This is a genomic window from Streptomyces antibioticus, assembly GCF_002019855.1.
Classification (GTDB): domain Bacteria; phylum Actinomycetota; class Actinomycetes; order Streptomycetales; family Streptomycetaceae; genus Streptomyces; species Streptomyces antibioticus_B.
This window is the reverse complement of the sequence record NZ_CM007717.1, coordinates 8,128,348-8,153,186: the sequence shown is the minus strand read 5'-3', so window position 1 is coordinate 8,153,186 and position 24,839 is coordinate 8,128,348. Positions and strand designations below refer to the sequence as shown.

Sequence of the window (24,839 nt, the reverse complement as noted above, 5' to 3'; positions counted from 1 at the left end):
TAACGCCATGAACATGGACAAGACCTCCGCCGAAGCCACAGTGGAAACCCCGGCCGCCGTCACCACCGCGCCGGCCCCGACGCAGGCGGCAGGCTTCGGACCGGCACCCGTCGTGCCGGCCGTGCCCGCCGTGCCGGCCGTGTCCGCCGCCTCTGTCGTCCCCGCCCAGGTGCCGGGTTACCCCGTCCACGTCACTCAGGCGGTGCCCAAGGAGCTGCGCGTGGGCGCCGGCGCGCGTTTCGGCGCCTACCTGCTCAACCTCCTGCTGGCGGTCGTCACGCTGGGCATCGGCTGGCTGGCCTGGGCCATGGTCACCTGGTCCACCGACTCGGCGAACCCGGGCCAGAAGCTCCTGGGCCTGAGCATCGTGAAGAAGGACACCGGCGCCCGGCTGACCTGGGGCGAGATGTTCGTCCGTAACTTCCTGCTGGGCGGCATGGTGCTGGGCTTCCTCAGCACGATCACGCTGTCCATCGTGGCCTGGATCAACCTGTTCAAGATCTTCGGCAGCGAGAAGCAGAACCTGGTCGACTCGATGGCCGGCTCGGTCGTCGTCAAGCGCACCGCCTGAGCGCCGCCCTCCTTCTCGTCCGACCGTCCAGGACGTACCGGTTCGCCGGTGCGTCCTGGACGAACGTCGTTCTGGGACCCCGGTTGGACTGGAAGCGCTACCAAAACTAGCCGATCGCCCGGCAGGAATGTCAAGAGGCGGCCGCCACCAGGACCTTCCGCGCCTCTCCGCACCCCCGCTCAAAACCGCAGCTCAGCGCCGCACACGATCCCCGCATCGCACGCTCCCACGCGGGGTTCCACCCAACTTCTCCCACCCCACCAACCCTTGACAGCCCCCAGTTCACGACCCATCTTCTTGGGAGCGCTCCCAAGAGCGCCCCGCACGTGGACTCCGCCGGTTCGGTCGGCCCCGTGCATCCGGTCGATCCTTCTCACCGACGGAGAGCCCCATGAGTACAGAACAGGGCCCCACCCGGCCCGACCCCGGCCTTCCCGACTTCCCCGGTCTCCCCGCAGACTTCCTCTGGGGCGCGGCAACGTCCGCCTACCAGATCGAGGGCGCGGCGGCGGTGGACGGGCGCACCCCGTCGATCTGGGACACGTTCAGCCATACGCCCGGGGCCGTCGACAACGGCGACCACGGTGACGTGGCCTGCGATCACTACCACCGCCTGCCCGAGGACCTCGACCTCCTGAGCGGCCTCGGGCTGGACGCCTACCGCTTCTCCCTGTCCTGGCCGCGCATCCAGCCCGGTGGACGGGGCCCCGCGAACGCCAAGGGGCTGGACTTCTACGATCGTCTCGTCGACGGACTCCTCGAACGCGGCATCGCTCCCTGGGCGACGCTCTACCACTGGGATCTGCCCCAGGAGTTGGAGGACGCGGGCGGCTGGCCGCACCGGGACACCGCCTACCGTCTGGCGGACTTCGCCGAGATCGCCGTCGGCCGTCTCGGGGACCGGGTGCACCACTGGATCACGCTCAACGAACCCTTCTGCTCGGCCATGCTCGGCTATCACGTCGGCTGCCACGCCCCGGGCCGCAAGGACTTCCCCGCCGCCGTGCGGGCCGTGCACCATCTGCTGCTCGGGCACGGTCTGGCCACGCAGCGGATCCGCGCGACGGTCGAGCGGCCGGCGGAGGTCGGGATCACGTTCAACCCGGCCCAGGTGTACGCCGCCGGCGACTCCCCCGAGCACCTCGACGCCGCGCGGCGGGCGGACGGGATGGGCCGGCGTCTGTATCTCGACCCGGTCCTGCTCGGCCGCTACCCCAAGGACGTGAGCGAGGATCTCGAACGCCGTGGCGCGCCCCTGCCGGTGCGGGACGGGGATCTCGAAGTCATCGCCCAGCCGCTGGACTTCCTCGGCATCAACTACTACTTCAGCGACACGGTCGCGCCGGGCGGTGAGGACGAGGAGCCCCGACGGGTGCCCCAGCCCGAGCTGCCGCTGACCGCCATGCCGTGGGAGATCTACCCGCAGGGCATGACCGATCTGCTCATCGGCATCGACCGGGACTACCCGACGCCGCCCCTTTACGTGACGGAGAACGGCGCCGCCTTCGACGACAGTGCCTTCGGCACCGACGAGGACGGCCGGATACAGGACTCCCCGCGCACCGCCTACTTCGCCGATCACCTGGCCGCGGTGGCCCGGGCCCGCCTGGAGGGCGTCGACGTACGGGGCTACTTCGCCTGGTCCCTGCTGGACAACTTCGAGTGGGCGTACGGCTACGACAAGCGTTTCGGTGTCGTCCACGTCGACTTCGAGACCCAGCGCCGCACGCTGAAGCAGAGCGCCGTGTGGCTGCGCGAGGCCGCCCGCAACAGCCGTACGCGCTGATACACCCCTGCCCCTGACGGCTGCGTGCCGTCACCTTCCGGCGCCGTACGGCACACAAGTCGCCCCCTTCCTTCATGTCTTGAAGCAGGCGGGCCCGCTGCCGTCAGAAACTACGGTTTCTCGACTCCCCACAGAGTCTCCCTGTTTCGAGTCTTGACGGGACACCCCGAGGAGCGGCAGGCTCCACCCGTCGACTGGGAGCGCTTCCAAAACGTTCCATCACGAAGTCCTAGGAGGCTTCCCCATGCACATCGCACGAGCCGCGAGAAGCACCTTGATACGGCTGGGCGCCGTCGCGCTGGCCTCGACCCTGCTGGCCGCCTGCGGCTCCGGTTCGACCGGCGGTCAGCAGAGCGACGGCAAAGTCACCCTGAGCATCGACCTGTTCGGGACGTTCGGCTTCGAGGAGGCCGGCCTCTACAAGGAGTACGAGAAGCTCCACCCGAACATCACCATCAAGCAGACCGACACCGAGCAGGAGCAGAACTACTGGAAGTCGCTCCAGACGCGCCTGGCGGGCGGCGGAGGTCTCGCCGACGTCCAGGGCGTGGAGATCGGCCGCATCACGTCCGTCGCGCAGTTGCAGAGCGACAAGTTCGAGGACCTCAACCAGTACGGCGCGGGCAAGCTCAAGAAGAACTTCACCGCCGCCAAGTGGGGCGCGGCCACCACCAAGGACGGCGCGGTGATCGGCCTGGGCACCGACAACGGCCCCGGAGCCATGTGTTACCGCACCGACCTCCTCAAGAAGGCCGGGCTGCCCACCGACCGCGAGGTGCTCGCCCAGCGGTGGTCCACCTGGCAGGGGTACCTCGACCTCGGCAAGCAGTACAAGAAGAGCGCGCCCGGCAAGAGCGCCTGGATCGACAGCGTGCGCAGCATCTACACCAACGTCGCCGGGCAGTCCGAGGAGCGCTACTACGACACCTCCGGCAAGCTCATCTGGGAGACCAGCCCCACGGTCAAGGAGGCATGGGACCTCTCCGTCGAGGCGGCCGAGGCCGGGCTGAGCGGCTCGCTGGACCAGTGGTCGCCCTCCTGGAACCAGGCGTTCGCCGCGGGCTCGTTCGCCACGCTGCCGTGCCCCGCGTGGATGCTCGGCTACATCAAGGGCCAGGCCGGCAAGGCGGGCGAGGGCAAGTGGGACGTCGCCAAGATGCCCGGACGGGCGGGCAACTGGGGCGGCTCGTACCTCGCCATCCCGAAGATGAGCCAGCACAAGAAGGAGGCGTACGACCTGGTCCAGTGGCTGACCGCCCCGGAGCAGCAGGCCAAGCTCTTCCAGAGGATCGGCAACTTCCCCTCCAGTGTCCCGGCGATCGAGAAGGTGGCGGACACCAAGGACCCGTACTTCTCGGGCGCCCCGATCGGTGAGATCTTCGGCAGCGCCGCCGAGCAGGCGCCGGTGCAGATCCTCGGCGTGAACGACCAGGACGTCCAGGAGCAGATCGCGAAGGCCCTGTTCGAGGTGGAGCGCAAGGGCACGAGCTCGAGCACCGCGTGGAACAACGTGAAGAAGGGTGTCCAGAACGCCCTCGGCTGATCCTTCTGCCGCAGGACCGGAAGCGCTTCCAATCCCGTCGCACCCACCATTGGAAGCGCTTCCACCCTCCTCCTTCCATCCCCTCCTTCCGCCCCGCTCCCGCACCTGCCGTACCCGATGCCCGAAGGGCCGTCGCATGACTCTCACCGCTCCCGCGCCCAGCGCCCCAGCTCGGCGCGCGCCCCGGCCGGCTCCGGCCCGCCGGTTCCTGCGCGCCGTGTCGCCGTACAGCTATCTCGCACCGTTCTTCACCCTGTTCGCGGCGTTCGGCCTCTTTCCCCTGATCTACACCGCGTACATCTCCTTCTACCGCGTCGAACTCCAGACGTCCGGTGACAAGGCATGGCGGGGCTGGGGCAATTACGTCGCCATTTTCGAGGACCCGTTCTTCTGGACGGCACTGCGCAACACCTTCACGCTGGGCGCGCTGTCGACCATTCCGCAGCTCATGCTCGCCCTCGGACTGGCGCATCTGCTCAACTACCGGCTGCGCGGGCGCACATTCTTCCGCACCGTGATGCTGCTGCCGTACGCCACCTCCGTGGCCGCCGCGACCCTCGTCTTCGCCCAGTTGTTCGGCCATGACTTCGGGCTGGTCAACTACGTGCTGTCGCTGTTCGGGATCAGCCCGGTCGACTGGCAGACCGGCACCTGGACGTCGCAGACCGCCGTCTCCTGCATCGTCATCTGGCGCTGGACCGGCTACAACGCCCTCATCTTCCTGGCCGGCATGCAGTCCATCCCCGGTGACCTCTACGAGGCCGCCGAGGTGGACGGGGCCTCGCGGTGGCGCCAGTTCTTCCACGTGACGCTTCCCGGGCTGCGCCCGACCATTGTCTTCGCCGTCATCATGTCCACCATCGGCGCGACCCAACTCTTCGGTGAGCCCCTGCTGTTCGAGGGCTCGGCGTCCGGTGGCATCAGCCACCAGTACCAGACCCTCGGCCTCTACATGTACGAGCAGGGCTGGTCGTTCTTCCACCTCGGGCGGGCCGCGGCGATCGCCTGGGTGATGTTCCTGCTCATCCTGCTGCTCGTCGGGCTCAACACCCTGCTCGCGCGCCGCCGTACGGCCAAGGAGACAGCCCGGTGACCACCACCCTGCCAGACACCCAGCGGACGCCCGCGGCCCGGAAGTCCACCGCGAGCCCGGCCCCCGCACGACGCCGTCGGCGCTCCGGGCGCACGATGCACGCGGGCCGTCTGACCTACGTGTTCCTGATCCTGGCGACCCTCGTGTCGATGTTCCCGCTCTACTACACCTTGGTCGCGGCCAGCCGTTCCAACGCGGACATCGCCCGGGTGCCCCCGGTGCTGTGGCCGGGCCCGAACCTGCTGCACAACTTCCAACAGGCCCTGCACCAGGCCGACATCGGCAAGGCCCTGCTCAACTCCCTGATCGTGTCGACCTCGATCACCGTCGGCACGGTGCTGTGCTCGACGCTGGCGGGGTTCGCGTTCGCCAAGCTGCGCTTCCGCGGCCGTAACGCCCTGCTGTCCTTCACGGTCGCCACCATGATGATCCCGCCGCAGCTCGGCGTCATCCCGCTCTTCATGATCATCGCCAAGCTCCAGTGGGCCAATCAGCTCCAGGCGGTCATCCTGCCCAGCCTGGTGTCCGCGTTCGGTGTGTTCTTCATGCGCCAGTACATCGCGCAGTCGCTGCCCGACGAACTGATCGAGGCCGCTCGCGTCGACGGCGCCTCCACGTCACGCATCTTCTGGACCATCGTCGTCCCCGTCGCCCGTCCGGCGATGGCCGTGCTCGGACTGCTCACCTTCATGACCGCCTGGAACGACTTCTTCTGGCCCATCATCGCCCTGTCGTCCCAAGAGCCCACCGTGCAGGTGGCGTTGCGCCAGCTCGGCGGCGGTTACGTCCACGACCAGTCGGTCATCATGGCCGGCACCCTGCTCGGAACGCTGCCGGTGCTGGTCGTGTTCGGTCTGCTCGGCCGGCAGATCGTCGGAGGGATCATGCACGGCGCCGTCAAGGGCTGAGGGGGGACGGCGGGGCCGTGCGGGCGGTGCGGGTTGTCGGGGGCGTCCGGGCGGTGCGGGTTGTCAGGGCCGTCCGGGCCGTGCGGGTTGTCGGGGCCGTCCAGGCCATGCGGACCGTCCGGGCCGTCGGGGCCCGTCCTCGTGTCCGTCGCTCGCGTCAGGCAGTGCAGAGATGCTCCCCCGCTGTGGTCGTACCGACGCGACCGACGCTGCCTGGCGCGTGCCGCGGACACGAGGGCGTGCCGCCCCGGACGCGGTTTCGCGTGAGCCGGGCGCGGCCCTGGTGAGTGTCCGGGGCGCGCCCCGGGCTTATGCCGGGGCGCGCTGCGGCCATGTGTCGGGGCGCGCTGCTGGCGCACGCTCCTGGCGTGCGCCGGGCGCGTTTCCGGCCTGCGCCGGGCGCGTTCCCCACCTAGGCCCGGCGCTTCCCCCGCGTGGGCCCGGCGCTTTCCCCGCGAGGGCTTGGTACTTTCCCCGCGAGGGCCCGGCGCGCCCTTGGCGTGTTCCCGGTCCGCTCGCTCAACTGCTCGCGCGCACTACCAGGTGCGTAGGGAGCAGGAGCGGGCTGGGATCCTGGCCGCCGATCAGCCCGACCAGCATGCGCGCCATCTCCCGCCCCAGATTCCTTATCGGCTGGTGCACGGTCGTCAGCGCGGGCTCGGCGATCTGCGCGACGGCGAGATCGTCGAACCCGACGACCGACACCTCGCCGGGCACCGAACGCCCCGCCTGCCGCAGCGCGCGCAGGGCGCCCACCGCCATGTTGTCGTTCGCCGCGAAGACGCCGTCCAGGTCCGGATGGGCCTGGAGCAGCCTGGTCATCGCGGCGGCCCCGCCGGCCTCCTCGAAGTCCCCCGTCTCGGGCTCCCGCGGCGTCACACCCGCCAGCAGCAGCGCCTCCCGGTACCCGCGGTGCCGTGCCTGCCCGACCTGGGTGTCCAGCGGCCCGCTGATGGTGACGATGTTCTTGCGTCCCCGCGCCAGCAGATGATCTGTGGCCACGCGCGCGCCGGCGACATTGTCGATGTCGACGTACCAGCGCGGATCCTTGCCGACCGGTCTGCCGCCGAATATCACGGGCGTCGCCGTCTGCTCGGCCAGGGCCGCCAGCGGGTCGTCCTCGTGGAGGGCCATCATCATCACGCCGTCGACGCCGCCGGAGCGCAGCAGGTGCTCGACGCGTGACCGTCCGCGCTCGGATGCGGCCAGGCACAGCATCAGGTTGAGGTCGGCCTCCTCCAGGACGGCGGACACGCCGACGATGACCTGCCCGAAGAAGGGGTCGGCCAGTACGGCGGGGTCGTGCTGGGAGATGACGAGCGCGGCCACGCCGGCCTGGCTGGTCGCCAGCGCGCGGGCCTTGGAGTTCGCGACGAAGCCGAGATCGCGCACCGCGCGCTCTACGGCCTCGCGCTTGGCGCGGCTGACATGGGGAGCGTCGTTGAGGACCCGTGAGGCGACCGAACGGGACACACCGGCCCGCTCGGCCACCTGGTCGAGCGTCAGCCGGCGAGGCGGTGGCACATTACTCATGAGACCGGGGGCCCTCCTGGTTCGCAACAGTACTGGAAGCCCTTCCATTCTGGACCGGCGGGGGTGCGTCGGGCTAGCGGGTTCGTGGGGGATCTGGGGAGCGGAGCTGCACACTCGGGGCGCGGAGCCGGTCCGCGTAAGATCACCGCAGGGGGTGGTGGCATGACCATGAGGAACTACCGGTGGTGCGTGACGATCGCGGCGGCGGCGCTGCTGTTGGCCGGCTGTGGTGGTGACGGTGACGGTGGGAACGGCAAGGCGGTGGCGCTCTCGAAGGAACAGGTACGGGAGACGTTGCCCGACGGCGAGGCCATGCCCGGGTGGAAGGAGTCCGCTCGGCCCACGGCGGTCGAGATGGACAAGCTCTACCGTTCGCAGGCCTGCCCCATCAAGGGCAACGCGGGCTGCGAGAACTCCCGCTTCTTCGGCGCCTCGACCTTCCAGCACGACGACAACGCCGCCACCGTCACCTTCCTGGTCATCGCCTACGACACCGAGCAGGCCGCCCACGCGGCGTACGACGTGCTCTGGGACGGCTACTACGGCAAGCGGGCGGGGCAGAAGGCCAAGGCATTCGAGATCGGCTCGCTCGGTGACGAGCGTGACGCTCGATTCGGCACCGCCGGATTCCTCGGCGAGCCCGGCGCCGTGACCCAGACCCGGGTCGGCACGGTGCTGCTGTGGACCGAGACGGCGTCCACGGACAAGGGCGGCATCGACGAGGAGGCGGTTCGGGACCTGGCAACGGTGCTCGCCGAGCGGGCCCGGCAGGCGCAGAACGGGGACGCGCCCTCGGCCGGGCTCGACGGCTGAGCGGAACCGGCCGCGTCTCAGGGAGCCTTGATCGCTGCCGGGCGTGCTGCTTGGGTGGCCTGCATGACTGATCTCGGCCCCGTCGACTGGCCAACTGCTCCCCTCCGGACCGAGAGGCTCGTGCTCCGTGAGTCCGAGGCCCGGGACCGTACGGCGTTCATCGAGCTGCTGACGTCGGCGGAGGTGCACACCTACCTCGGCGGCGCCCACTCGCGGGACGAGCTTGAGCGCGAGATGCCCGAGGTGCCCGGGCGGCGGCCCGTGAGCCTCGTGGTCGATCTCGACGGGGAGATGATCGGGCAGGTCCTGCTCAGGAGAGTCACGGAGCACCGTCGCCCGGCCGCTGTGGGGAAGGTCGATCTCGGCTACCTGTTCCTGCCGCGGGTCTGGGGATTCGGATACGCCCGTGAGGCGTGCGCGGCGGCTCTGGACTGGTTCGCAGGCGTCCATCCCGATGAGCCGGTGGTGCTCACCACCCAGACCGCCAACGCTCGCTCGATGCGGCTTGCGGCGAAGTTGGGATTCGCCGAGGTGGAACGGTTCCACGCCTGGGACGCCGAACAGTGGCTCGGCCTGCGGCCGCCGGGCACGTCCTGGGGGTAACTGGGCCTGGGCTCGGCAAGGGTGGACATCCCTGTCCCGCCTGTCGCATGATCACCGCATGACGACACAGCGAAAGGCCAGTGCCGCGTAGACGGCCCGGCGCCCTGCGCGCCCGACGCTTCAGTCCCCCGTCCGTCGACCTCCTCCCCTGGCCGACCCGGATCGACCGCCTCGACTCACGAACCGTGTCCGCCGTTCACCGGGCGGAGTGCCTGTACGCGGACTCCTTGCCCCTGCCCGACACGGACCCGAGCGCGCGGCACCGGCGACAAACCCTGTACACCGACAGGCTCGTGACGCCGGGGATCACCAGGGCCGCCGTCGCCGCGCTGCGCCGTTTCCTCGCCACCCCGGGCCGGTACCTCTACATGCGCCGCGACTACTGCGCCTGCACGCGCTGCGACCTCGAATGCAATCCTGCTGCGGCCCGTGACGTCCTGGAGGGGATGCTCCCGCTGCTCCCCCACTACGCCCGCCGCGACTTGGAGTCCCTGCTGGCCGAGCTCGACGGGGAGCTGCTGCACAGGACATTGCCGGACGTCTTCGCACACCGCGAGCCCTGGCGCAGGGGCGCCTGGTGGCACGAGCGCCTGTACGACACGGACGATCTGCTGTGAGCCTCCAACGACGGGAACGGAAGCCCCGCTCACCAGGGCAAGGCGCGCTTAGAGTGAGTGGATGGTCGAACGTGTTGTGCCGCACAGACGTATCGGGCTGCCTGCGTACACCGTCGAGGTCGGAACCGAACCCCTGGCCCGGCCGACGCGGAACTCGGTGGGCGGCTGGCCCTTCCTGGACGAGGGCCAAGCGTGGCCGGAGTGTTTCTGCGGCGAGCGAATGGCACTGTTCTTCCAACTCGACGTCCCTCAGGACGTCGGGCCTTTCGGCGGAGACCACCTGCTGGTTTTCCACTGCCGTGCGCACAACGACGCCTCCGACCCGCAGTTGACCGACGGCCGGCTCGTGCCTCGGTACTGGGACGCTGCGCAGCCGCCCTATCCGGGTCCGTTCTGGAGCCTGCTGCTCCAGCGCCACGCGACGCTGCCGACGGCGGAACCCGAGCCGTCCGTGTGTGCCCTGCCGCTGGTCCTGCGCCCCTTCGTGGACAACCCGAACGCGCGAGGGCTGGGGGCCCAGACGTTCAAAATGGGCGGCACACCGTCCTGGGCCCAAGACCCGGAGTTCTACCGGTGCGCGTGCGGCGCCGAGTTGATCTACCTCTGCCAGGTGCCGGAGGGCATGGAATTCGCCGTCCACCCGGACCAACCGGAGCAGCCCTACAGCATTGGCGCCGACACCTACGGTCTCTTCCTCGGCAACGAGGTCTATCTACTGGCCTGCCCGGCCCACTGCGACCCGGCCGCGGTCTGGCCCGTGAACCAGAACTGAAGGGGCCATGATCCTGAAGATCGAACGCACTGATTCCCGTACTTGGCACGACGCGCATCTCAAGGAGCTGTACAGCGAAGGCTTCCCGGAGTTCATCACTGCTGACCGGCTGGTGAAGGAATACATCGGGAGGGTCGGCGAGTGGTTCGCCGATCTGAACCTTACGTTGGTGGATGAGCGTGATGTGCCGGTCGCCGCAGGCTGGGGTGTGCCCATTCGCTGGGACGGGCTCCCCGAGTCTCTCCCCACGGGCTATACCCAGGCACTTGTCCGTGCCGTCGAGGGCCGTGAGCAAGAAGTCGAGCCCAATACCTTGGTGATCTGCGGAGCGATCGTCACCCCGGCGCTGAAGGGACGAGGGCTGGCCGGGGAAACCCTCAAAGCGCTCCGTCAGGCGGCGGAACAAGCCGGTTGGGACCGGGTCATAGCCCCGGTCCGCCCCACGATGAAGGCCCGGTATCCGTTGACGCCGATCGAGACATTCATGCGGTGGAGCCGTGAGGACGGCACGGCTCTCGATCCTTGGATTCGAACCCACCAGCGTCTTGGCGCCAAAATCCTTTCGGCGGCTCCGGCTTCGCAAACGATGACGGGCACGGTTGCCGAGTGGGAACGCTGGACCGGATTGGCCTTCCCCTAGTCGGGCGACTACGTGATCCCCGATGGGCTCAGCCTCCTGCGGATCGACCGCTCGGCCGATGAGGGCGTGTATCAGGAGCCCAACGTCTGGATGCAGCACGCCTGAACCGCGCCCCTCGCGTAGGCGGGGCCGAATCTCCTCTCCCCGCCTACTCGTACCGGTACTTCAGCGACTCCGCCTCCGCCTGCTCGATGTCGGCGATCGTCAGTTCCGGCATGCGCAGTTGGGCCAGCGTCACCTCGGCCGAGGTCGGCTGGGCGTCCGTCGGCAGCCACTGTTCCGGCTTCCACGCCGCGCTGCGCAGGAGCGACTTGGGGCAGTGCGGGTAGACCTCCTCGATCCCCAGCACCAGCGCGCTGGCCGGCGGTTTGCCCACGGCGGTGAGCTGCGACAGCAGCTCCGGGCGGGTGGAGATGCAGGCCCGGCCGTTCACCCTGAGCGTCGTGGTGCGCCCCGGGATGACGAACAGCAGCCCGGCCCGGCCGGTGGCGACGACGTTCTGCAAGGTGTCCAGACGCTTGTTGCCGGTCGCGTCCGGAATCGCCACCGTCCGCGCGTCCAGGACGGCGGCGAACCCGGCGGGGCCGCCACGCGGCGAGACGTCACAGTTGCCGTCGGCGTCCGCGCTGGCGACGAAGACCAGCGAGGAGCAGCCGATCAACCGCCGTGTCTGCTCGGTGAGTTCGGTCATCTGCTTGCGCATGGCCGCGGCCTTGGGCAGTTCGTAGACCTGGCGCAGCGCCTCCTGGTCGGACACGGCGTCGAGACGGAGCGAGTCGAAGGCACTGCCGGCAAGGGGTGTCGTCATGCCCTCGACATTAATGGGCCGACGTGCGATTGATCATCGTGGGTGGGTGCGGGCACGGCTCGATAGGATGGGGACTCAGGTGCGTTCCCCACAGGCGTGCACTCCCTCCCCGCGAGGTTCTTGGCGAACGGCGCCGGGGACCGCAACCGAACCAAGGGAACGGCGATGCCCCACCTACGACTCGCCTGGATCCTGTCCGGACACGGTTGGGCCGATTGCGTCGTCGGTGACCACCAGTCGGAAGCCGAAGTCACGGCGTCCTACATCACCACCGCCCCCGAGGATCTCCTGACGGCGGTGACCAGACTCGTTGGCGGCGAGTCCGAATGCCGAGCACAGTTCGAGGCCGAGCCCACCGCCTTCCGATGGATCTTCTACCGTCAAGGCACCGACGTCTGGATCCGCCTACTCGAACTGCCCCACGGCAACGCCCACGACAAGACGGGGACCGAGATCTGGTCCACCCAGCAGGACATCGACATCGTTGCCCGAGCAGTGATCCGCTGCTTCGACGAAGTCGTGAGGGAGCACGGCGAGAGCGCATACCGCGGCAAGTGGGGCGAGCACTTCCCGCGCGCCGAACTGGAAGCCCTCAGGTCCGCGTGGCGCGACCATCGTGACGACTGGGCAGCCGCGTAGCCGCCGTCGAAGCCGTGATGTTCCGGCGGCGCCATCAACTGCGCCTCGCTGGAACGATCAGCACCACGGTTCAGCGGATGACGCCGCCGTGGCTCGGCCGGACCAGCCGGCCGAGCCACTCTTCACGCGCCGTCAGCGCACGTCGATGTAATCGGCCGTGCTCGTGGTCGCGCCCGTCGTGGTGTTGCCGTTGTACACCCAGCGGTAGTAGCCGTCGACTGAGGCGGTGACCGTGGTCTTCAGGCCGCCCGTGCTGCTGGTGGTGGCCTTCTTGATCGTCTTGAAGGTGTCGGTGCCCTTCGCGCGGAATTGGAGACCGACCGTACGGCCGCTGTAGGTGCCGTACTTCTTCGTGCTCCAGTTCGCCCGGGTCAGCTTGCCCGTGACGGTGATCGGCTTGCCCTTGGTGACCGGTTCCGGCGAGGCGTTGGTGGTGAGCTTGGCCGCGCGGCGGAACTGGACGGTCGTGGAGCGCGTCTCCCGTTCCTCGGTCTTCAGGCCGCCGTCGGCCTTGAACAGCCGTAGCGTGACGCCGACCTTCCAGGTCGTGGCGTCGCTGTTGGAGTCGACGTGATCCTGGGTCCGGTCCGGGTCGATGTAGAGGTTGCCCTCACAGCGAGCGTGTTTGGCGTCCGTCTCGTAGCACGTGTAACCGCCCGGCCCGATGTAGTTCTCACCGGTCTTGGCCGCCGTACTGATGCTGCCCCGGTAGAGGAACGGCTCCGCCTCGTAGCGGAAGGGGTTGGCGGTGCTGTACCCGGAGGGCAGGGCGATGTTGAAGCGGAGCGGCGGCTCCACGACCTTCGACGTGCCGACGACGATCGGCTTGCCGTTGTTGATGACGATGCCCGACACGGTGATACCGGTGTCCGCTGCCTGAGCCGCCGGCGCGTTCAGCACCGAGAGGCCCAGCGCCCCCACGAACGTCACCACCGTGGCGGTTCGTCTGCCTGTCTTCATTCACACCTCTTCAGGAGGTTGCCGTTGCAAGAGGCGGCAGCCTATCTGACGAGTTCATGCCCTCCGACCCTGACCTCCCAGGTCAGAGCCGTCTCCCTGCGAGGGATCTTGAGACCACGAGCAGCCCGTGGCAGGCTCATGCCGCATGATCGACGACTTCGCGAAGGACACCCTGCACGGGAGACTGCGGCGGGACCGCCAGGCGCTGCTCTGGAAGCTCGACGGCCTGTCCGAGTACGACGCCCGCCGGCCTCTGACAGCGACCGGGACCAACCTCCTCGGCCTGGTCAAGCACGTGGCCAGCGTCGAGGCCAGGTACTTCGGCGAGGTCTTCGACCGTCCTTGCCCGGAGCCGCTGCCCCGGTGGCAGGACCACGACGGCAGCGATCTGTGGGCGGCCGAGGACGAGACGCGTGACCAGATCGTCGGGTTCTACCGGCGTACGTGGGACCACGCGGACGCGACGATCAGCGGGCTGCCCCTCGACGCCCCCGGCCATGTGCCGTGGTGGCCGGAGCCTGCTCCCAACACGAACCTGTTCGCCGTCATGGTCCATGTCCTCGGCGAGGCCAACCGGCATGCGGGGCACGCCGACATCCTCCGTGAGGGCGTCGACGGCCGGACCGGGATGCGCCCCGAACACGAGCAGCGGATCGACGAGGAAGCCCGTGCGGCCTACCGCGCGAAGGTCGAGCAGGCCGCCAGGTCGGCCGTGGCGATCAAGGCTTGAGCCGCGCCGCTTCGTCCCCGACCTGACTGACGGGCCCGAGCGGGAGCCGCATGTGATCACACCGGAGCGAGGTGATCGGAACCCCGCCTGACCAGGAAGAAATCCTGTGGCAGCGATGTCGTAGGGACCGCCTATGCTGCGTCGGACGATCAAGCAGAATCAGATCAAGCAGGATCATGGGGAGGGACGCGGCATGTGGGGGAAGCTGTTCGGCAGGGATGAGGAGAGACCGGCGGATCCGTACGCCCTGCCGGTGTCGCGCAAGGAGAAGCGCAACGGGGTGTACGCGCTGCGGGCCCTCGGGGACACCCGGGTCCTGGCGATGGTGGAGGCGGCGCGCGCGGGTCACTGGGAGGAGCTCAAGACGGCTTCGGCGCCCTTCGATCTCGGCCGTGACCATCAGGTGCTCGGGGAGCTGGCCGACATCGCCGGGGTGGAGTACTGGATCGGCGGGGTCGCCGAGGCGGACGAGGAGCACCGGGCCACGGCCCTGCTGATATCCGGCGCGCGCCACATCGTCTGGGGCTGGGAGGCGCGTACCTCCGCGCGGGCCTCGGACGTCTCACAGGAGCAGTGGCGCACCTTCCACCAGCGGCTCCACATCGCCGAGGAGCATCTGCTCGAAGCGGCCGAGCTGCGTCCGGAGTGGGTCGCGCCGTGGCGTCGGCTGCTCACCTCCGGCCGCGGTATGTCGCTGGGCGCCGCGGTGAACGAGGCGCGTCTCGACGCCGCCCTCCGCCGTGACCCGCTGGACCTGGAGACGCACATCGAGTGGGTGTCGCAGCTCCAGCCGCGATGGCGCGGCGAGCCGGGTGCGGCGCTGGAGTTCGCGCGGAAGGCGTTCGCCCAGGCTCCCGACGGACATCGCCTCGGCTGTGTGATCCCCATGGCCCATATCGAGGACTGGGTGGAGTCCGGCGACCGCAACTGCCTCGACACCCCGCAGATCCAGGACGAGTTGAGGGACGCGGCCAGGCGCAGCATCCTCCATCCCGACTACGTGCGGCGCCCGGGCTGGCAGGAGGACTTCGGCATCTTCGCCATGGCCCTCTCGCTGGCAGCGGAAAGCCTCGTGGCCCCGCGCGTCTACTACGAGCTGGGCGGCGCCTTCACCACGTGGCCCTGGTCCTACATGACTCAGCCGGAGAAGGTCTACGCCCGTTTCCGGCGCTTCGCGTGAGCCGGCCCGGAACCCGCCGCCATCACTGACGTGCGCCCTCCGGCGTACGGCCCGAGGCGCCACGTCTGACGCGCCACGTCTGACGCTCCACGCGCGCGACAGCCCTCCCGTCAGCCTTCGATCACCCACCCCGGACTTCTCGATGACTCTGCCTCACTCCCCCGCACACCCGGCCGCCGACGGCGACCGCACCTTCCAGGTCGACCTGCGCGGCCTCGTCGATCTGCTCTCCCATCACCTCTACTCCAGCCCCCGCGTCTATCTGCGCGAACTCCTCCAGAACGCGGTGGACGCGCTGACCGCCCGCTACCGCCTCGAACCCGCCGCCGCGGAGGGCTCGTTCGGCATCCGGCTCTTCGCCGACGGGTCGGTCGTGCGGGTCGAGGACGACGGCGTCGGGCTGACCGAGGCCGATGTGCACACCTTCCTCGCCACGATCGGCCGCAGCAGCAAGCACACCGACCAGATCGCCGAGCAACGCGCCGACTTCATCGGCCAGTTCGGCATCGGTCTGCTCTCCTGCTTCCTGGTCGCGGACGAGATCCACGTCCTGAGCCGCTCCGCCCGCACCCCGGACGCCCCCGCCGTGGAGTGGCGAGGTCGCGGCGACGGCAGCTACAGCGTCCGTACGCTGCCGGCCTCCGCCCGTCCCCGTCCCGGCACCACCGTCACGCTCACCCCGCGCGCGGACACCGCCGAGTGGACCCGGCCCGCCCAAGTGCACGCGCTGGCCCGGCACTTCGGGTCGTTGCTGCGTCATCCGGTGACCTTCCAGGACGGTACGAGCGGCCCCGGTACGGCCGTGAATCCCGAGCCGGCGCCCTGGGCTCGCACCCATCCCACACCCGGGGCCCGCTCGCGGGCACTGGCCGCCTACGGTGCGGAGGTCTTCGGCTTCACCCCGCTGGACACCATCGAGCTGGACCTTCCCGCCGTGGGCCTGAAGGGCATAGCGTGCGTGCTCTCCGAGGCCGTACCGGCCGGGCGCCGCCACGGGCACCGTGTGCACGTCAAGGGCATGCTGCTGTCCGAGCAGGCGGAGGAGATCCTGCCCGAATGGGCGTTCTTCGTGCGCTGTGTCGTCGACGCCGAGAGCCTGCGCCCGACGGCGTCGCGCGAGGCGCTGTACGAGGACGACACCCTCGCCGCCGTCCGTGACGCCCTCGCCGAGCATCTGCGGGCGTGGATCGCGCGGACCGCGGCCAGCGACCCGGACCTGCTGTCCCGTTTTCTCCAGATCCACCATCTGGCCGTGAAGTCGCTCGCGGTGCACGACGACGAGATCCTGCGGATGCTGCTGCCGTGGCTGCCGTTCGAGACCACCGACGGGCACGCCACCCTCGACGAGTTCGCGCGCGCCCACCGCACGGTGCTCGTCACGTCCAGCGTGGAGGAGTTCCGCCAGGTCGCGGCGATCGCCTCGGCGGCCGGGCTCGGTGTCGTCAACGGCGGCTACACCTACGACCGTGAACTCGTCCACCGGCTGCCCGAGATCAGGCCGGAGGTCGGTGTCGCCGACCTCGATCCCGCCACCCTCACCGCGCATCTCGACCCCGTCGACCGGGAGACCGAACTGGCCGCCGCGGCCTATCTCGCGCTCGCCCGCGACGCGCTCGCCGTCTTCGACTGCGACGTCGCGCTGCGCACCTTCCAGCCCGCGACCGCTCCCGCTCTCCTCCTCGACAGCCGCGAGGCCCGCCACGAACGCACGCGCTCACAGCTCGCCCGCGAGCAACAGGGCGGACTGTGGGGCGACATCCTCGGCCATCTGCGCCAGGAGGCACCCCGGGCGCAACTGATCCTCAACCAGCTCAACCCGCTGGTGCGCACCGCCGTCACCATCGACGAGCCCGAACTCGCCCGCACCAGCGCCGAAGCCCTGTACGGGCAGGCCGCGATGCTGTCGAGGCGCCCGCTCAGGCCCGCCGAGTCGAGCCTGATCAACCGCTCGTTCCTCGACCTGCTCGCCCACGCCCTCCGCAAGGACAACTGACGATGCCGACCACTCCCCAGACCATCGACGAGCTGCACGAGGCGCTCCAGGAGAACGGCCGCCGCCCCTACGGCCGTACCCGCACCGTCACCGCCGAGGAACTCGTCGACGCCGCCGAGCAGTTCGCCGAGCCCGTCGCGCTCGTCCATGCCCTGCTCGAACTCCAGGAGGCGTACACCTACGGCTCCGAGCCCCGTAAGTCGCCGGTCGTCTTCGCCCGTCTGCTCACGCTCTTCGACGAACAGCCCGACGTCTTCGACGAGCGTCTGCGGCATCTGCTGTTCTGGCGGTTCAAGTGGGTGGCCGCCGCCCTGCGCGCCCTGCCCGAGATACCGCTCGCGAGCCTGCGCCAGTGGCTGACGGAGATGCGCGACCGGTACGAGAAGGCCGGCCTCGGCCTCCAGCCCTACTACGGGCAGGCGTATCAACTCGCCGCGCACGTCGGGGAGGACACCGCGCTCGCCTACGAGTTGTGGGCGGGCCGCAGCCGCACTCAGCTCAGCGACTGCGAGGCGTGCGAGATCTGCGAGCGCGCCCTGTACCACCTCGCGGCGGGCGACGACGAACGGGCCCTGCGCGCCTGGGAACCCGTGCTGGCCGGGAAGGAGTCCTGCCAGGAGGAGCCCGCGCGCTCCATCTCGTACGCGCTGCTGCCGCTGGTGCGCGCCGGCCGTACCGAGGAGGCCCGACGGCTGCATCTCGCCGGGTACCGCGGCTGCCGCCGCAACCCCTCGATGGCCGGGGAGGTGGGCCGGCATCTGGAGTTCTGCGCACTGACCGGCAACGAGGCGCGCGGTCTGGAACTCCTCGCCGAGAACCGCACCCTGTTCGAGGAGGTGGACTCGCCGCTGGACCGGCTCGCCTTCCTCACCGGGGTGGACGTCCTGCTCCGCCGCGTCGAGTCCCTCGGCCACGGCGACCTGCCCGCCGCCGGACCGGCGGGCCGCACCTGGACGGTGGCCGCACTGCGCGCCGACGTCGCAGAGCAGGCCGACGGACTCGCCGCCCGCTTCGACACCCGCAACGGCACGGCCACCCACGCCGAGCGCCGCGAGGCCCGCCTCGACCGGGCACCGCTGCTGGACGCGCTCGAACTGACCCTGCGCGCCCGCAGCCTCGACGACGTGGTCCCGGCCGCGACCGTGGTCGACTCCCCCGCGCCCGCCCCCGTGGCCGAGTCGCTGACCGAACTCATTCTCCGGGCAAGGGCGTTGAGGACGGATGGGCACCCGGACGCGGACGCGTGCTGGACGCGGCTGCGCACGATGGTCGCCGCCGAGGACTACACGCATCCCGACGACGCGACCGTGGGCACGCTCGCCGAGCTGCGCGCCGACCTGCTGATCGAGGACGCCCACAAGGCCGGTGAGAAGCAGGAGTTCACCGTCGCGGCGGCCCTTCAGGAGCAGGCCGCGGAGCTGTACGACGAGGCCGGGCAGGAGGAGCACGCGCTGCTCGCCCGCGCCGGAGCCCTGCTCACGACCGCGGAGGCGACCTCGCAGGACTCCGAATCCACGGAGGCGAGGACCGCCGCGCTGACCGACGCGCACGCGTCCATGGTCCGTATGCAGGAGGCGGCGACCGGCCTCACCCCGCCGTACGAAGCGCGGCTGCTGCGGCTGCGCGCGACCGCGCTCGGCCTGCGTCTCCAGGTGTCGAGGGACAAGGAGTTCGCCGCTCCCGCGCTCGCCGAGGCGGACCTGCTGCTCGCGCACGCCACCGAGCACGACATCGCCGGACAGGTCTCCCGCGCCATGATGCTGCGGGCCGGCAGCTACGCCCTCTCCGGCGAACTGCCCACCGCCGTCGAGGAGATCGACGCCCTGCTCGACCGGCTGCGGACCCAGGGACCCGCCTGGCACCTCCCGGACGCGCTCGGCCTGCGCGGCCAGCTCCACCTGGGCCTTCGCGAAGCGGAGGCGGCCCACGCCGACCTGGCCGAGGGGATACGCCTGGCCGCCGAATGGCCCGCCGGCGCGATCGACACCGTCCGTCTCCACGGCGGCCTGGCCGAAGCCTGTATGCGCCTGGGCCGCGCGCAGGAGGCGCTGCGGCATCTGACCCGCTCCGCGGAGCTGGAGCTGCGGCACGGCAGCCGCACGGACGCGTACTGCACGTACAGCAACGCGGCCCAGCTCACCCTGGACCTCGGCCGTGTCGAGGACTGCATCGCCCTGCTCGACTCCCTGCTGTCCGAACCCGACATCAGCAGCGGCGAGTTGGACGACCGTCTCACCGCACAGCTCCGTCTGACGCGCGCCCGCGCCCTGCACGCGGGCGACGATCTCAAGGCCGCCACGGCGGAGTTCATCGCCCTGGCCGCCTCATCGGCCGGCTGGGACGACGACCCCGGCAGCCATGCCATGATCGCGGCGGAGACGGCCGTACTGCTCGGCGAGTCGGGCGAGTTCGGCCGGGCCCGCGAGGTCGTGGACCAGGCACTGGCCGCCCACGCGCGGGACGCGCGCTACGAGTCGCTCAGCAGCGCGTTGCGCGAGCTGGCCCGCCTCCAGGCGCGGGCACAGGGCCCCGACGGCCTCGCCGACGCCCTCGCCTTCCTCACCGACGCGGGCCGGATCGCGGACGAGGCGCGCGCCGCGGGCTACCAGGCCCACGGCCGCCCCCTCGACGCGGCCCTCGCCTACGAGTACGGCCGGGTCAACGCGTACGCCGGTGAGCACGAGGACGCCCTGACGGCCCTGGACAAGGCCCTCGGCCTGCTCGGCGAGCCGGGCCCGGAAGGCGGTGACCAGGCCGTCGAGTGGGCGGAGTGCGTCCGTCTTGCCGCCGCCGTGGAGGGCTTCCACCTGGAACGGCCGGGGCCCGCCCTCGCCCGCCTCGACGCGGCGATCGACCGCCTGTCCGCGCTGGGGCACAAGGAGGAGACGGAGGCACTGGCCGCGCTGGCGGCGGAACTGCGCGACGAGTAGTCGTGATCTCGGGTCAGGGTGACGGCGCTCACCCTGACCCGCGGTTCGAGGCCGTTGACCGGTGAAGCACCCCACATGACCCACATCACCTACGATCCGGCCTAGTGGGATATTTCGGACGCCATGAGCATGCCATAACCCGCCCTGACCTGCACATTGAGAGCCAGCTCACACAGGCGGTCGGGTCGGCGAATACGACCACAACTAGCAAAAGGGGTCATTGCGGACGCCTGTCCGGGGTGCTTATCTGGACGACGTCGCACGGCGCCGACAAGCCCCCCGGGCCTCGGCGCCGACGCATGCAGACACCACCACGTGACTCACATGCGAGCGATGGCAACGTCCCCGAAGAAAAAGGTTCTCTGTGTCCGTCTCCGTCATCCGCCGCATCGCCAGCCCGAAGAAGGCCGTCACCGCCGTCGCCCTCGTTGCCGCCTCCGCCGGCATCGCCATGACCGCGGCCCCCGCCCACGCGGCGACCTCCTCCGCGTCCAGCGCTCAGGCGATCGCGCACAAGATGATCCCGGACGCCGCGCAGTACAAGGCCTTCTCCAACATCGTCAGCCACGAGAGCGGCTGGAACGTCAAGGCCACCAACGCCTCCTCCGGCGCCTACGGCCTGGTCCAGGCCCTGCCCGCCTCGAAGATGGCTTCTGCCGGCTCCGACTGGAAGACCAACCCCGCCACCCAGATCAAGTGGGGCCTCGACTACATGAACTCCCGCTACGGCAGCCCCGTCGCCGCCTGGAACTTCTGGCAGACCCACGGCTGGTACTAAACCAACCCAGCCACACAGCACCACCACGCACCACGCACCACGCACCACGCATGACAACGGCGCCCCCGACCCCGGGGCCGCCGTTTCGGCGTACCCGCACGTAGGCTCACGCCTTGTGAATCATCTGGGTGAGGTTGGGAAGACGCGCCATCTGGTCCTTCACGACTACGGGATGGGGGGCCTGTGGTGGTGGGTGTGGGCCGAGTCGGCGGAGGAGATCGTCCTTGCCTGCGCCGAGGTCAAGGTGGTCACCACCCCGGAGACCGTCGAACGCGCCGAGACCTGGGCCTTGGAAGAGGTCCACCTCGACGCGCCGGACCCCAACCCACTGTCCGATTTCCGCGCCCAGCGCGACGCGCAGCGCGGTCAGCCCGGGTTCGGCGTCCTGGCAGGTCGGGACCGTGTGTACTTGCGCGGCCAGGAGGACGGCGACGAAGCCGTGTATCTGATGGAGTTCGGTCCGGACGGGCGGCGATTGCGGCAGGTCGAAGTCGGTCCGGACGGTGGTGCCGTGAAGACGACCGAGGAGGACTGTCCGTTCAACCCGCCCTTCGACCTGTATGACCCGCAGTATGCGTCCATGGAGATCGACTCCACCGACTTCGAGGAGGCGTGGCACCGGGCTCGCCCTGAGTCTCAGGGTTGATCGGCGCCCCGAGCCCCGCGCCACGCGAGGAGGTGGAGGGCCGCGCCGATGCCTACCGGGTCGTCGGTGGTGGGGCGTGGGAGGAGTTCGTCGCAGCGGGTGAGGCGGCGTACCACGGTGTTGCGGTGGGTGTGGAGGCGTTCGGCGACGCGGGCGGCGTTGCACTGTTCGTCGAGGTAGGTGCGCAGGGTCAGGGCGAGGTCGGGGTCCGCGTGGACGAGGTCACCCAGGGTGTCGTCGATGAAGCGGTCGGCCTCGGCAACGTCGTGGCTGAGCAGGGCGACCAGTTGGGTGTCGGCGTAGGTGCCCGCGCGGCGGGAGGTGGCGAGGCGGGCCATCATGCGCTGGACGGTGGCGGCTTCGAGGTGTGTCTGCCGGAAGCCGTCGAGGCCGAGCCGGGGGTGTCCGACGGCGACGTGGACCGAGGGCACGGTGGTGAAGGCGGCATTCAGTTCGTCCGAGCGTGGCGCGGTGGGGACCGGGAGCCACAGCCAGAGCGAGGAGCCGGTGGCGAGGACGGTCAGGCGGCCGGTTGCACCGGTCGCCGTGAGGAGGAGTTCGGCCGCGTTCTCGAGCCGGTCCCCGGGTACGTCGTGTCCCCAGACGATCGCTCCGAGGTGGTGCCCGGTCAGCCGGTAGCCGAGTCGGGTCTCCGCGGTCTCGCGCGAGACGGGCGCGCCTTCGAGGAGGAGGGAGACCGTCGCGAGGCGTTCGGGGTGGGTGCCGCGGGTGAGGTCGTGGCGTTCGGCCCTGATGGTCTCGGCGACGGCGGCGACGGTGTCGTCGATGAAGGCGGAGATCGAACGCGACGTCACGGCCAGGACCTCGTGGAGGACGGCCTGGTCGTCCGTGAGGCCGAAGCAGATCTCCATCCAGCGGCGCCACGCCACGTTCTGGCCGCGGCGCCAGGTCTCCAGGGCGGTCTCGTCGAGGCCCCGGCGGACCATGTCGCGCTTGGCTTCGAGGAGGTCGGGGCTGCGGTTCGCGCTCACCCTCGCGCCCGGGTCGCGCACGTTGGCGGCGGCCCAGTGGAGCAGGTTGGACAGGTTGGCCCGGCGCGCGCCTTCCTGGAGGACGGGATCGGTGTACGCCGGCTCCGTGCGCTCGCTGTGCACGACCGCGTCGAACAGCTCGGCGAGCCATTCCGGACGGGGGTCGAGGGCCTGCTCGGCGCCGCGCCGGATCACCTCCCGTGCCGCCTCCGACGGCGTCGGCCAGCCACAGCTATCGCGGTCGCGGTCGCGCTTTAAGTTTTCGCTCACGGGTCTATTTCACACCATTCGAGACCAGATCACGGTTGATTTTGAACCTCGCTCGCCGTGCGTCCGTCTCGGACACTGGTCCCGACAGCGGCCCCGAGCAGAACCAGGACCACCATGCCCCGCACGGACGTCTCCTTCCCCTCCGGCAGCGACTCCTGCGCCGCCTGGCTCTACACGCCCACGGCCGACGGCGAGGGCCCGGCACCGGCGACGCGTCCGGTCGTGGTGATGGCGCACGGACTGGGCGGCGTCAAGGAGGAGCGTCTCGACGCCTTCGCCGACCGGTTCACCGCCGCCGGCTATCTCTGCCTGGTCTTCGACTACCGGCACTTCGGCGCCAGCGGGGGCGAGCCGCGTCGGCTGCTCGACATCGAGCGCCAGCGCGAGGACTGGAGGGCGGCCGTCGCCCACGCCCGCACGATCGAGGGGGCCGACCCCGGACGCGTGGTGGTGTGGGGGACGTCGTTCGGCGGCGGGCATGCGATCGTGACCGCCGCCCAGGACCCGCGGATCGCGGCCGCGATCTCGCAGTGCCCCTTCACCGACGGCCTCGCGTCCTCCCTGGCCGCGCCGCCGCTGACCTCGCTCAGACTCACCGCTCGCGCCATCGCGGACCTGGTCGGCTCGCGGCTGGGGCGGGCCCCGGTCATGGTCCCCAGCTACGGCGAGCCCGGCTCCACCGCGTTCATGACGGCTCCCGACGTCGTCCCCGGCATCAGGAAGCTCCTGCCTCCCGGCGCGGACGTTCCGAAGGACATCGCGGCCCGCTTCGCGCTCGACATCGTCCGCGACTTCCCGGGCCGTCAGGCCAGGAACGTCGCCTGTCCGATCTTCTTCGCCGTCTGCGAGCGCGACTCCGTGGCGCCACCGGGGCCCACGCAGAAGTGGGCGGCCCAGGCTCCCCGGGGCGAGGTCAGGCTCTACGACGCCGGCCACTTCGACATCTACGTGGGCGAGGACTTCGAGCGCAACGTCGCCGACCAACTGGCCTTCCTCACACGGCACGTGCCCGTCGCCTGAGCACACGACCGACGCCCCCGCCCTCCTCCGAATCCGAAACCGAAACCGAAACCCAATCCACATCCGAACGGACCGTCATGCCTCGCTACGACCTCGCCGGCCGCACCGTGCTGATCACCGGCTCCACCGGCGGCCTCGGCACGCCCCTCGCACGCGCCCTGCGCGACCGCGGCGCCCATCTCGCCCTGCTCGACCTCGACGGCGACCTCGCGCGGCGACAAGCCGCCGACCTCGGCCCGGACACGGTCGCGCGGGGCTGGGCCGCCGACGTGCGCGACCTGGACAGCCTCCGGTCGGCAACCGACGCCGCAGCCGCTCACTTCGGGCGCCTCGACGTCGTCGTCGCCGGTGCCGGCGTCGGATCCATGGCTCCCCTCGAAACCCTCGACCCCGAGGCATGGGAGCGGGTCGTCGACATCAACCTCTCCGGCGTCTGGCGCACGTTCCGCGCCGCACTCCCGCACGTCAAGCGCCACCGTGGCTATCTGCTCGCCATCTCGTCCATGGCGGCCTTCGTGCATTCCCCGCTCAACGGCCCCTATGTCGCGAGCAAGGCCGGGGTCTGGGCGCTGTGCGACGCCACCCGGCTCGAACTGCGGCACGAGGGTGTGGGCGTGGGCAGCGCGCATCCGACGTTCTTCAAGACCCCGATGATGGACGACGTCCACGCCGACCCCGCCGGCACCACGCTCTGGGGCGGCAACGAGAGGGGCTTGTGGAGGATGATCCCTCTCGACAAGGTCGTGGACGCCGTCGTGACCGGGATCGAGCGCCGGTCCCCCATGATCGTCGCCCCGCGCCGCCTGGGCCTGGCCGCCCGAACGCCCGGGCTCGTGCGCCCACTTGTCGACCGGATCGGGTTCCGCGGCACGACCGTCCCGGATGCCATCGCCCGGGCCACCCCGGCCGGTTGGACCACCCGGGATCGGTGAGCGACCCGGCATGGACCTGGCCGAACCGCTCCTCGTGCACGGCGCCCGCGACCTCACCGACGAGGAACTGAAGCGGACGGCG

The 24,839-nt window shown here is 70.2% G+C and carries 23 protein-coding genes; 19 read left to right on the top strand and 4 right to left on the bottom strand.

Annotated features, from left to right (window positions below; genetic code table 11):
• Positions 1-7 precede the first annotated feature (7 nt).
• From AFM16_RS36685 to AFM16_RS36665, 5 genes are all read left to right on the top strand, one after another.
• The gene (locus tag AFM16_RS36685) at positions 8-571 is read left to right on the top strand and encodes an RDD family protein (protein WP_078636575.1); all 564 of its coding nucleotides are present in this window, start codon (positions 8-10) and stop codon (positions 569-571) included.
• A 391-nt stretch (positions 572-962) separates the two neighbouring features.
• A complete protein-coding gene (locus AFM16_RS36680; protein WP_078636574.1) occupies positions 963-2,357 on the top strand; it encodes a GH1 family beta-glucosidase in 1,395 nt (464 codons plus the stop codon).
• Between the two features lie 244 nt (positions 2,358-2,601).
• Positions 2,602-3,900 (top strand): ABC transporter substrate-binding protein, encoded by a 1,299-nt coding sequence (locus AFM16_RS36675; RefSeq protein WP_078636573.1) that lies wholly within the window; start codon positions 2,602-2,604, stop codon positions 3,898-3,900.
• 136 nt (positions 3,901-4,036) lie between these two features.
• Entirely contained in the window at positions 4,037-4,993 is a 957-nt protein-coding gene (locus AFM16_RS36670) for a carbohydrate ABC transporter permease (RefSeq protein WP_078636572.1), read from the top strand.
• Between the two features lie 95 nt (positions 4,994-5,088).
• Entirely contained in the window at positions 5,089-5,901 is an 813-nt protein-coding gene (locus tag AFM16_RS36665) for a carbohydrate ABC transporter permease (RefSeq protein WP_078637235.1), read from the top strand.
• Positions 5,902-6,420: 519 nt separating this feature from the next.
• Here AFM16_RS36665 and AFM16_RS36660 read toward each other — a convergent pair.
• Positions 6,421-7,434 carry a LacI family DNA-binding transcriptional regulator gene (locus AFM16_RS36660; RefSeq protein WP_078636571.1) on the bottom strand — a complete coding sequence of 338 codons (1,014 nt, stop codon included), beginning with the start codon at positions 7,432-7,434 and terminating at the stop codon, positions 6,421-6,423.
• Between the two features lie 162 nt (positions 7,435-7,596).
• Here AFM16_RS36660 and AFM16_RS36655 point away from each other — a divergent pair, with 162 nt between their 5' ends.
• The 5 genes from AFM16_RS36655 (at position 7,597) to AFM16_RS36635 (ending at position 10,879) form a co-directional block, all read left to right on the top strand.
• Entirely contained in the window at positions 7,597-8,247 is a 651-nt protein-coding gene (locus AFM16_RS36655; RefSeq protein WP_078636570.1) for a hypothetical protein, read from the top strand.
• 63 nt (positions 8,248-8,310) lie between these two features.
• Complete coding sequence (locus tag AFM16_RS36650) at positions 8,311-8,850, top strand: GNAT family N-acetyltransferase (protein WP_078637234.1); 540 nt, start codon at positions 8,311-8,313, stop codon at positions 8,848-8,850.
• Between the two features lie 185 nt (positions 8,851-9,035).
• The gene (locus tag AFM16_RS36645; protein ID WP_078636569.1) at positions 9,036-9,467 is read left to right on the top strand and encodes a hypothetical protein; all 432 of its coding nucleotides are present in this window, start codon (positions 9,036-9,038) and stop codon (positions 9,465-9,467) included.
• A gap of 61 nt (positions 9,468-9,528) precedes the next feature.
• A complete protein-coding gene (locus tag AFM16_RS36640; RefSeq protein ID WP_078636568.1) occupies positions 9,529-10,239 on the top strand; it encodes a hypothetical protein in 711 nt (236 codons plus the stop codon).
• A 7-nt stretch (positions 10,240-10,246) separates the two neighbouring features.
• Positions 10,247-10,879 (top strand): hypothetical protein, encoded by a 633-nt coding sequence (locus tag AFM16_RS36635; RefSeq protein ID WP_245177901.1) that lies wholly within the window; start codon positions 10,247-10,249, stop codon positions 10,877-10,879.
• A 148-nt stretch (positions 10,880-11,027) separates the two neighbouring features.
• On the opposite strand, the gene AFM16_RS36630 is transcribed toward AFM16_RS36635, so the two are convergent.
• Complete coding sequence (locus tag AFM16_RS36630) at positions 11,028-11,687, bottom strand: MSMEG_1061 family FMN-dependent PPOX-type flavoprotein (RefSeq protein WP_078636567.1); 660 nt, start codon at positions 11,685-11,687, stop codon at positions 11,028-11,030.
• A 165-nt stretch (positions 11,688-11,852) separates the two neighbouring features.
• Here AFM16_RS36630 and AFM16_RS36625 point away from each other — a divergent pair, with 165 nt between their 5' ends.
• Positions 11,853-12,326: a hypothetical protein gene (locus AFM16_RS36625; RefSeq protein WP_179123353.1), complete on the top strand. Its 474-nt coding sequence runs from the start codon at positions 11,853-11,855 to the stop codon at positions 12,324-12,326.
• Between the two features lie 132 nt (positions 12,327-12,458).
• Here the strand turns inward: AFM16_RS36625 and AFM16_RS36620 are convergent, their stop codons facing one another.
• Positions 12,459-13,286 (bottom strand): hypothetical protein, encoded by an 828-nt coding sequence (locus tag AFM16_RS36620; protein WP_078636566.1) that lies wholly within the window; start codon positions 13,284-13,286, stop codon positions 12,459-12,461.
• A 145-nt stretch (positions 13,287-13,431) separates the two neighbouring features.
• On the opposite strand from AFM16_RS36620, the gene AFM16_RS36615 reads away from it, so the two are divergent.
• The 6 genes from AFM16_RS36615 to AFM16_RS36590 all read left to right on the top strand — a co-directional run bounded on the left by AFM16_RS36615 (position 13,432) and on the right by AFM16_RS36590 (position 21,543).
• Positions 13,432-14,016: a DinB family protein gene (locus AFM16_RS36615; protein WP_078636565.1), complete on the top strand. Its 585-nt coding sequence runs from the start codon at positions 13,432-13,434 to the stop codon at positions 14,014-14,016.
• Between the two features lie 193 nt (positions 14,017-14,209).
• Positions 14,210-15,196, top strand: coding sequence for a hypothetical protein (locus tag AFM16_RS36610; protein WP_078637232.1), 987 nt, complete (start codon positions 14,210-14,212; stop codon positions 15,194-15,196).
• Positions 15,197-15,338: 142 nt separating this feature from the next.
• On the top strand, positions 15,339-17,189 hold the full coding sequence (locus tag AFM16_RS36605) for an HSP90 family protein (protein WP_078636564.1): 1,851 nt from the start codon (positions 15,339-15,341) through the stop codon (positions 17,187-17,189).
• Between the two features lie 2 nt (positions 17,190-17,191).
• Complete coding sequence (locus AFM16_RS36600; RefSeq protein WP_078636563.1) at positions 17,192-20,119, top strand: hypothetical protein; 2,928 nt, start codon at positions 17,192-17,194, stop codon at positions 20,117-20,119.
• Between the two features lie 364 nt (positions 20,120-20,483).
• Positions 20,484-20,897, top strand: a complete 414-nt coding sequence (locus AFM16_RS36595; RefSeq protein WP_078636562.1) for an aggregation-promoting factor C-terminal-like domain-containing protein — start codon at positions 20,484-20,486, stop codon at positions 20,895-20,897.
• A 115-nt stretch (positions 20,898-21,012) separates the two neighbouring features.
• Positions 21,013-21,543, top strand: a complete 531-nt coding sequence (locus AFM16_RS36590; RefSeq protein ID WP_245177900.1) for a hypothetical protein — start codon at positions 21,013-21,015, stop codon at positions 21,541-21,543.
• Here AFM16_RS36590 and AFM16_RS36585 read toward each other — a convergent pair.
• The gene (locus tag AFM16_RS36585) at positions 21,534-22,805 is read right to left on the bottom strand and encodes a PucR family transcriptional regulator (protein WP_078636560.1); all 1,272 of its coding nucleotides are present in this window, start codon (positions 22,803-22,805) and stop codon (positions 21,534-21,536) included. The genes AFM16_RS36590 and AFM16_RS36585 overlap by 10 nt on opposite strands.
• 114 nt (positions 22,806-22,919) lie before the next feature.
• Here AFM16_RS36585 and AFM16_RS36580 point away from each other — a divergent pair, with 114 nt between their 5' ends.
• Positions 22,920-23,825, top strand: coding sequence for an alpha/beta hydrolase (locus tag AFM16_RS36580; RefSeq protein ID WP_078636559.1), 906 nt, complete (start codon positions 22,920-22,922; stop codon positions 23,823-23,825).
• Between the two features lie 77 nt (positions 23,826-23,902).
• Positions 23,903-24,757: an SDR family NAD(P)-dependent oxidoreductase gene (locus AFM16_RS36575; protein ID WP_078636558.1), complete on the top strand. Its 855-nt coding sequence runs from the start codon at positions 23,903-23,905 to the stop codon at positions 24,755-24,757.
• Positions 24,758-24,839 lie beyond the last annotated feature (82 nt).

Coding starts and splice junctions, on each gene's coding strand:
- AFM16_RS36605 (WP_078636564.1), top strand. CDS start 15,339: ATGACTCTGCCTCACTCCCCCGCACACCCGGCCGCCGACGGCGACCGC.
- AFM16_RS36675 (WP_078636573.1), top strand. CDS start 2,602: ATGCACATCGCACGAGCCGCGAGAAGCACCTTGATACGGCTGGGCGCC.
- AFM16_RS36630 (WP_078636567.1), bottom strand. CDS start 11,687: ATGACGACACCCCTTGCCGGCAGTGCCTTCGACTCGCTCCGTCTCGAC.
- AFM16_RS36665 (WP_078637235.1), top strand. CDS start 5,089: ATGCACGCGGGCCGTCTGACCTACGTGTTCCTGATCCTGGCGACCCTC.
- AFM16_RS36600 (WP_078636563.1), top strand. CDS start 17,192: ATGCCGACCACTCCCCAGACCATCGACGAGCTGCACGAGGCGCTCCAG.
- AFM16_RS36655 (WP_078636570.1), top strand. CDS start 7,597: ATGACCATGAGGAACTACCGGTGGTGCGTGACGATCGCGGCGGCGGCG.
- AFM16_RS36640 (WP_078636568.1), top strand. CDS start 9,529: ATGGTCGAACGTGTTGTGCCGCACAGACGTATCGGGCTGCCTGCGTAC.
- AFM16_RS36650 (WP_078637234.1), top strand. CDS start 8,311: ATGACTGATCTCGGCCCCGTCGACTGGCCAACTGCTCCCCTCCGGACC.
- AFM16_RS36615 (WP_078636565.1), top strand. CDS start 13,432: ATGATCGACGACTTCGCGAAGGACACCCTGCACGGGAGACTGCGGCGG.
- AFM16_RS36620 (WP_078636566.1), bottom strand. CDS start 13,286: ATGAAGACAGGCAGACGAACCGCCACGGTGGTGACGTTCGTGGGGGCG.
- AFM16_RS36685 (WP_078636575.1), top strand. CDS start 8: ATGAACATGGACAAGACCTCCGCCGAAGCCACAGTGGAAACCCCGGCC.
- AFM16_RS36670 (WP_078636572.1), top strand. CDS start 4,037: ATGACTCTCACCGCTCCCGCGCCCAGCGCCCCAGCTCGGCGCGCGCCC.
- AFM16_RS36575 (WP_078636558.1), top strand. CDS start 23,903: ATGCCTCGCTACGACCTCGCCGGCCGCACCGTGCTGATCACCGGCTCC.
- AFM16_RS36660 (WP_078636571.1), bottom strand. CDS start 7,434: ATGAGTAATGTGCCACCGCCTCGCCGGCTGACGCTCGACCAGGTGGCC.
- AFM16_RS36635 (WP_245177901.1), top strand. CDS start 10,247: ATGATCCTGAAGATCGAACGCACTGATTCCCGTACTTGGCACGACGCG.
- AFM16_RS36625 (WP_179123353.1), top strand. CDS start 11,853: ATGCCCCACCTACGACTCGCCTGGATCCTGTCCGGACACGGTTGGGCC.
- AFM16_RS36610 (WP_078637232.1), top strand. CDS start 14,210: ATGTGGGGGAAGCTGTTCGGCAGGGATGAGGAGAGACCGGCGGATCCG.
- AFM16_RS36580 (WP_078636559.1), top strand. CDS start 22,920: ATGCCCCGCACGGACGTCTCCTTCCCCTCCGGCAGCGACTCCTGCGCC.
- AFM16_RS36680 (WP_078636574.1), top strand. CDS start 963: ATGAGTACAGAACAGGGCCCCACCCGGCCCGACCCCGGCCTTCCCGAC.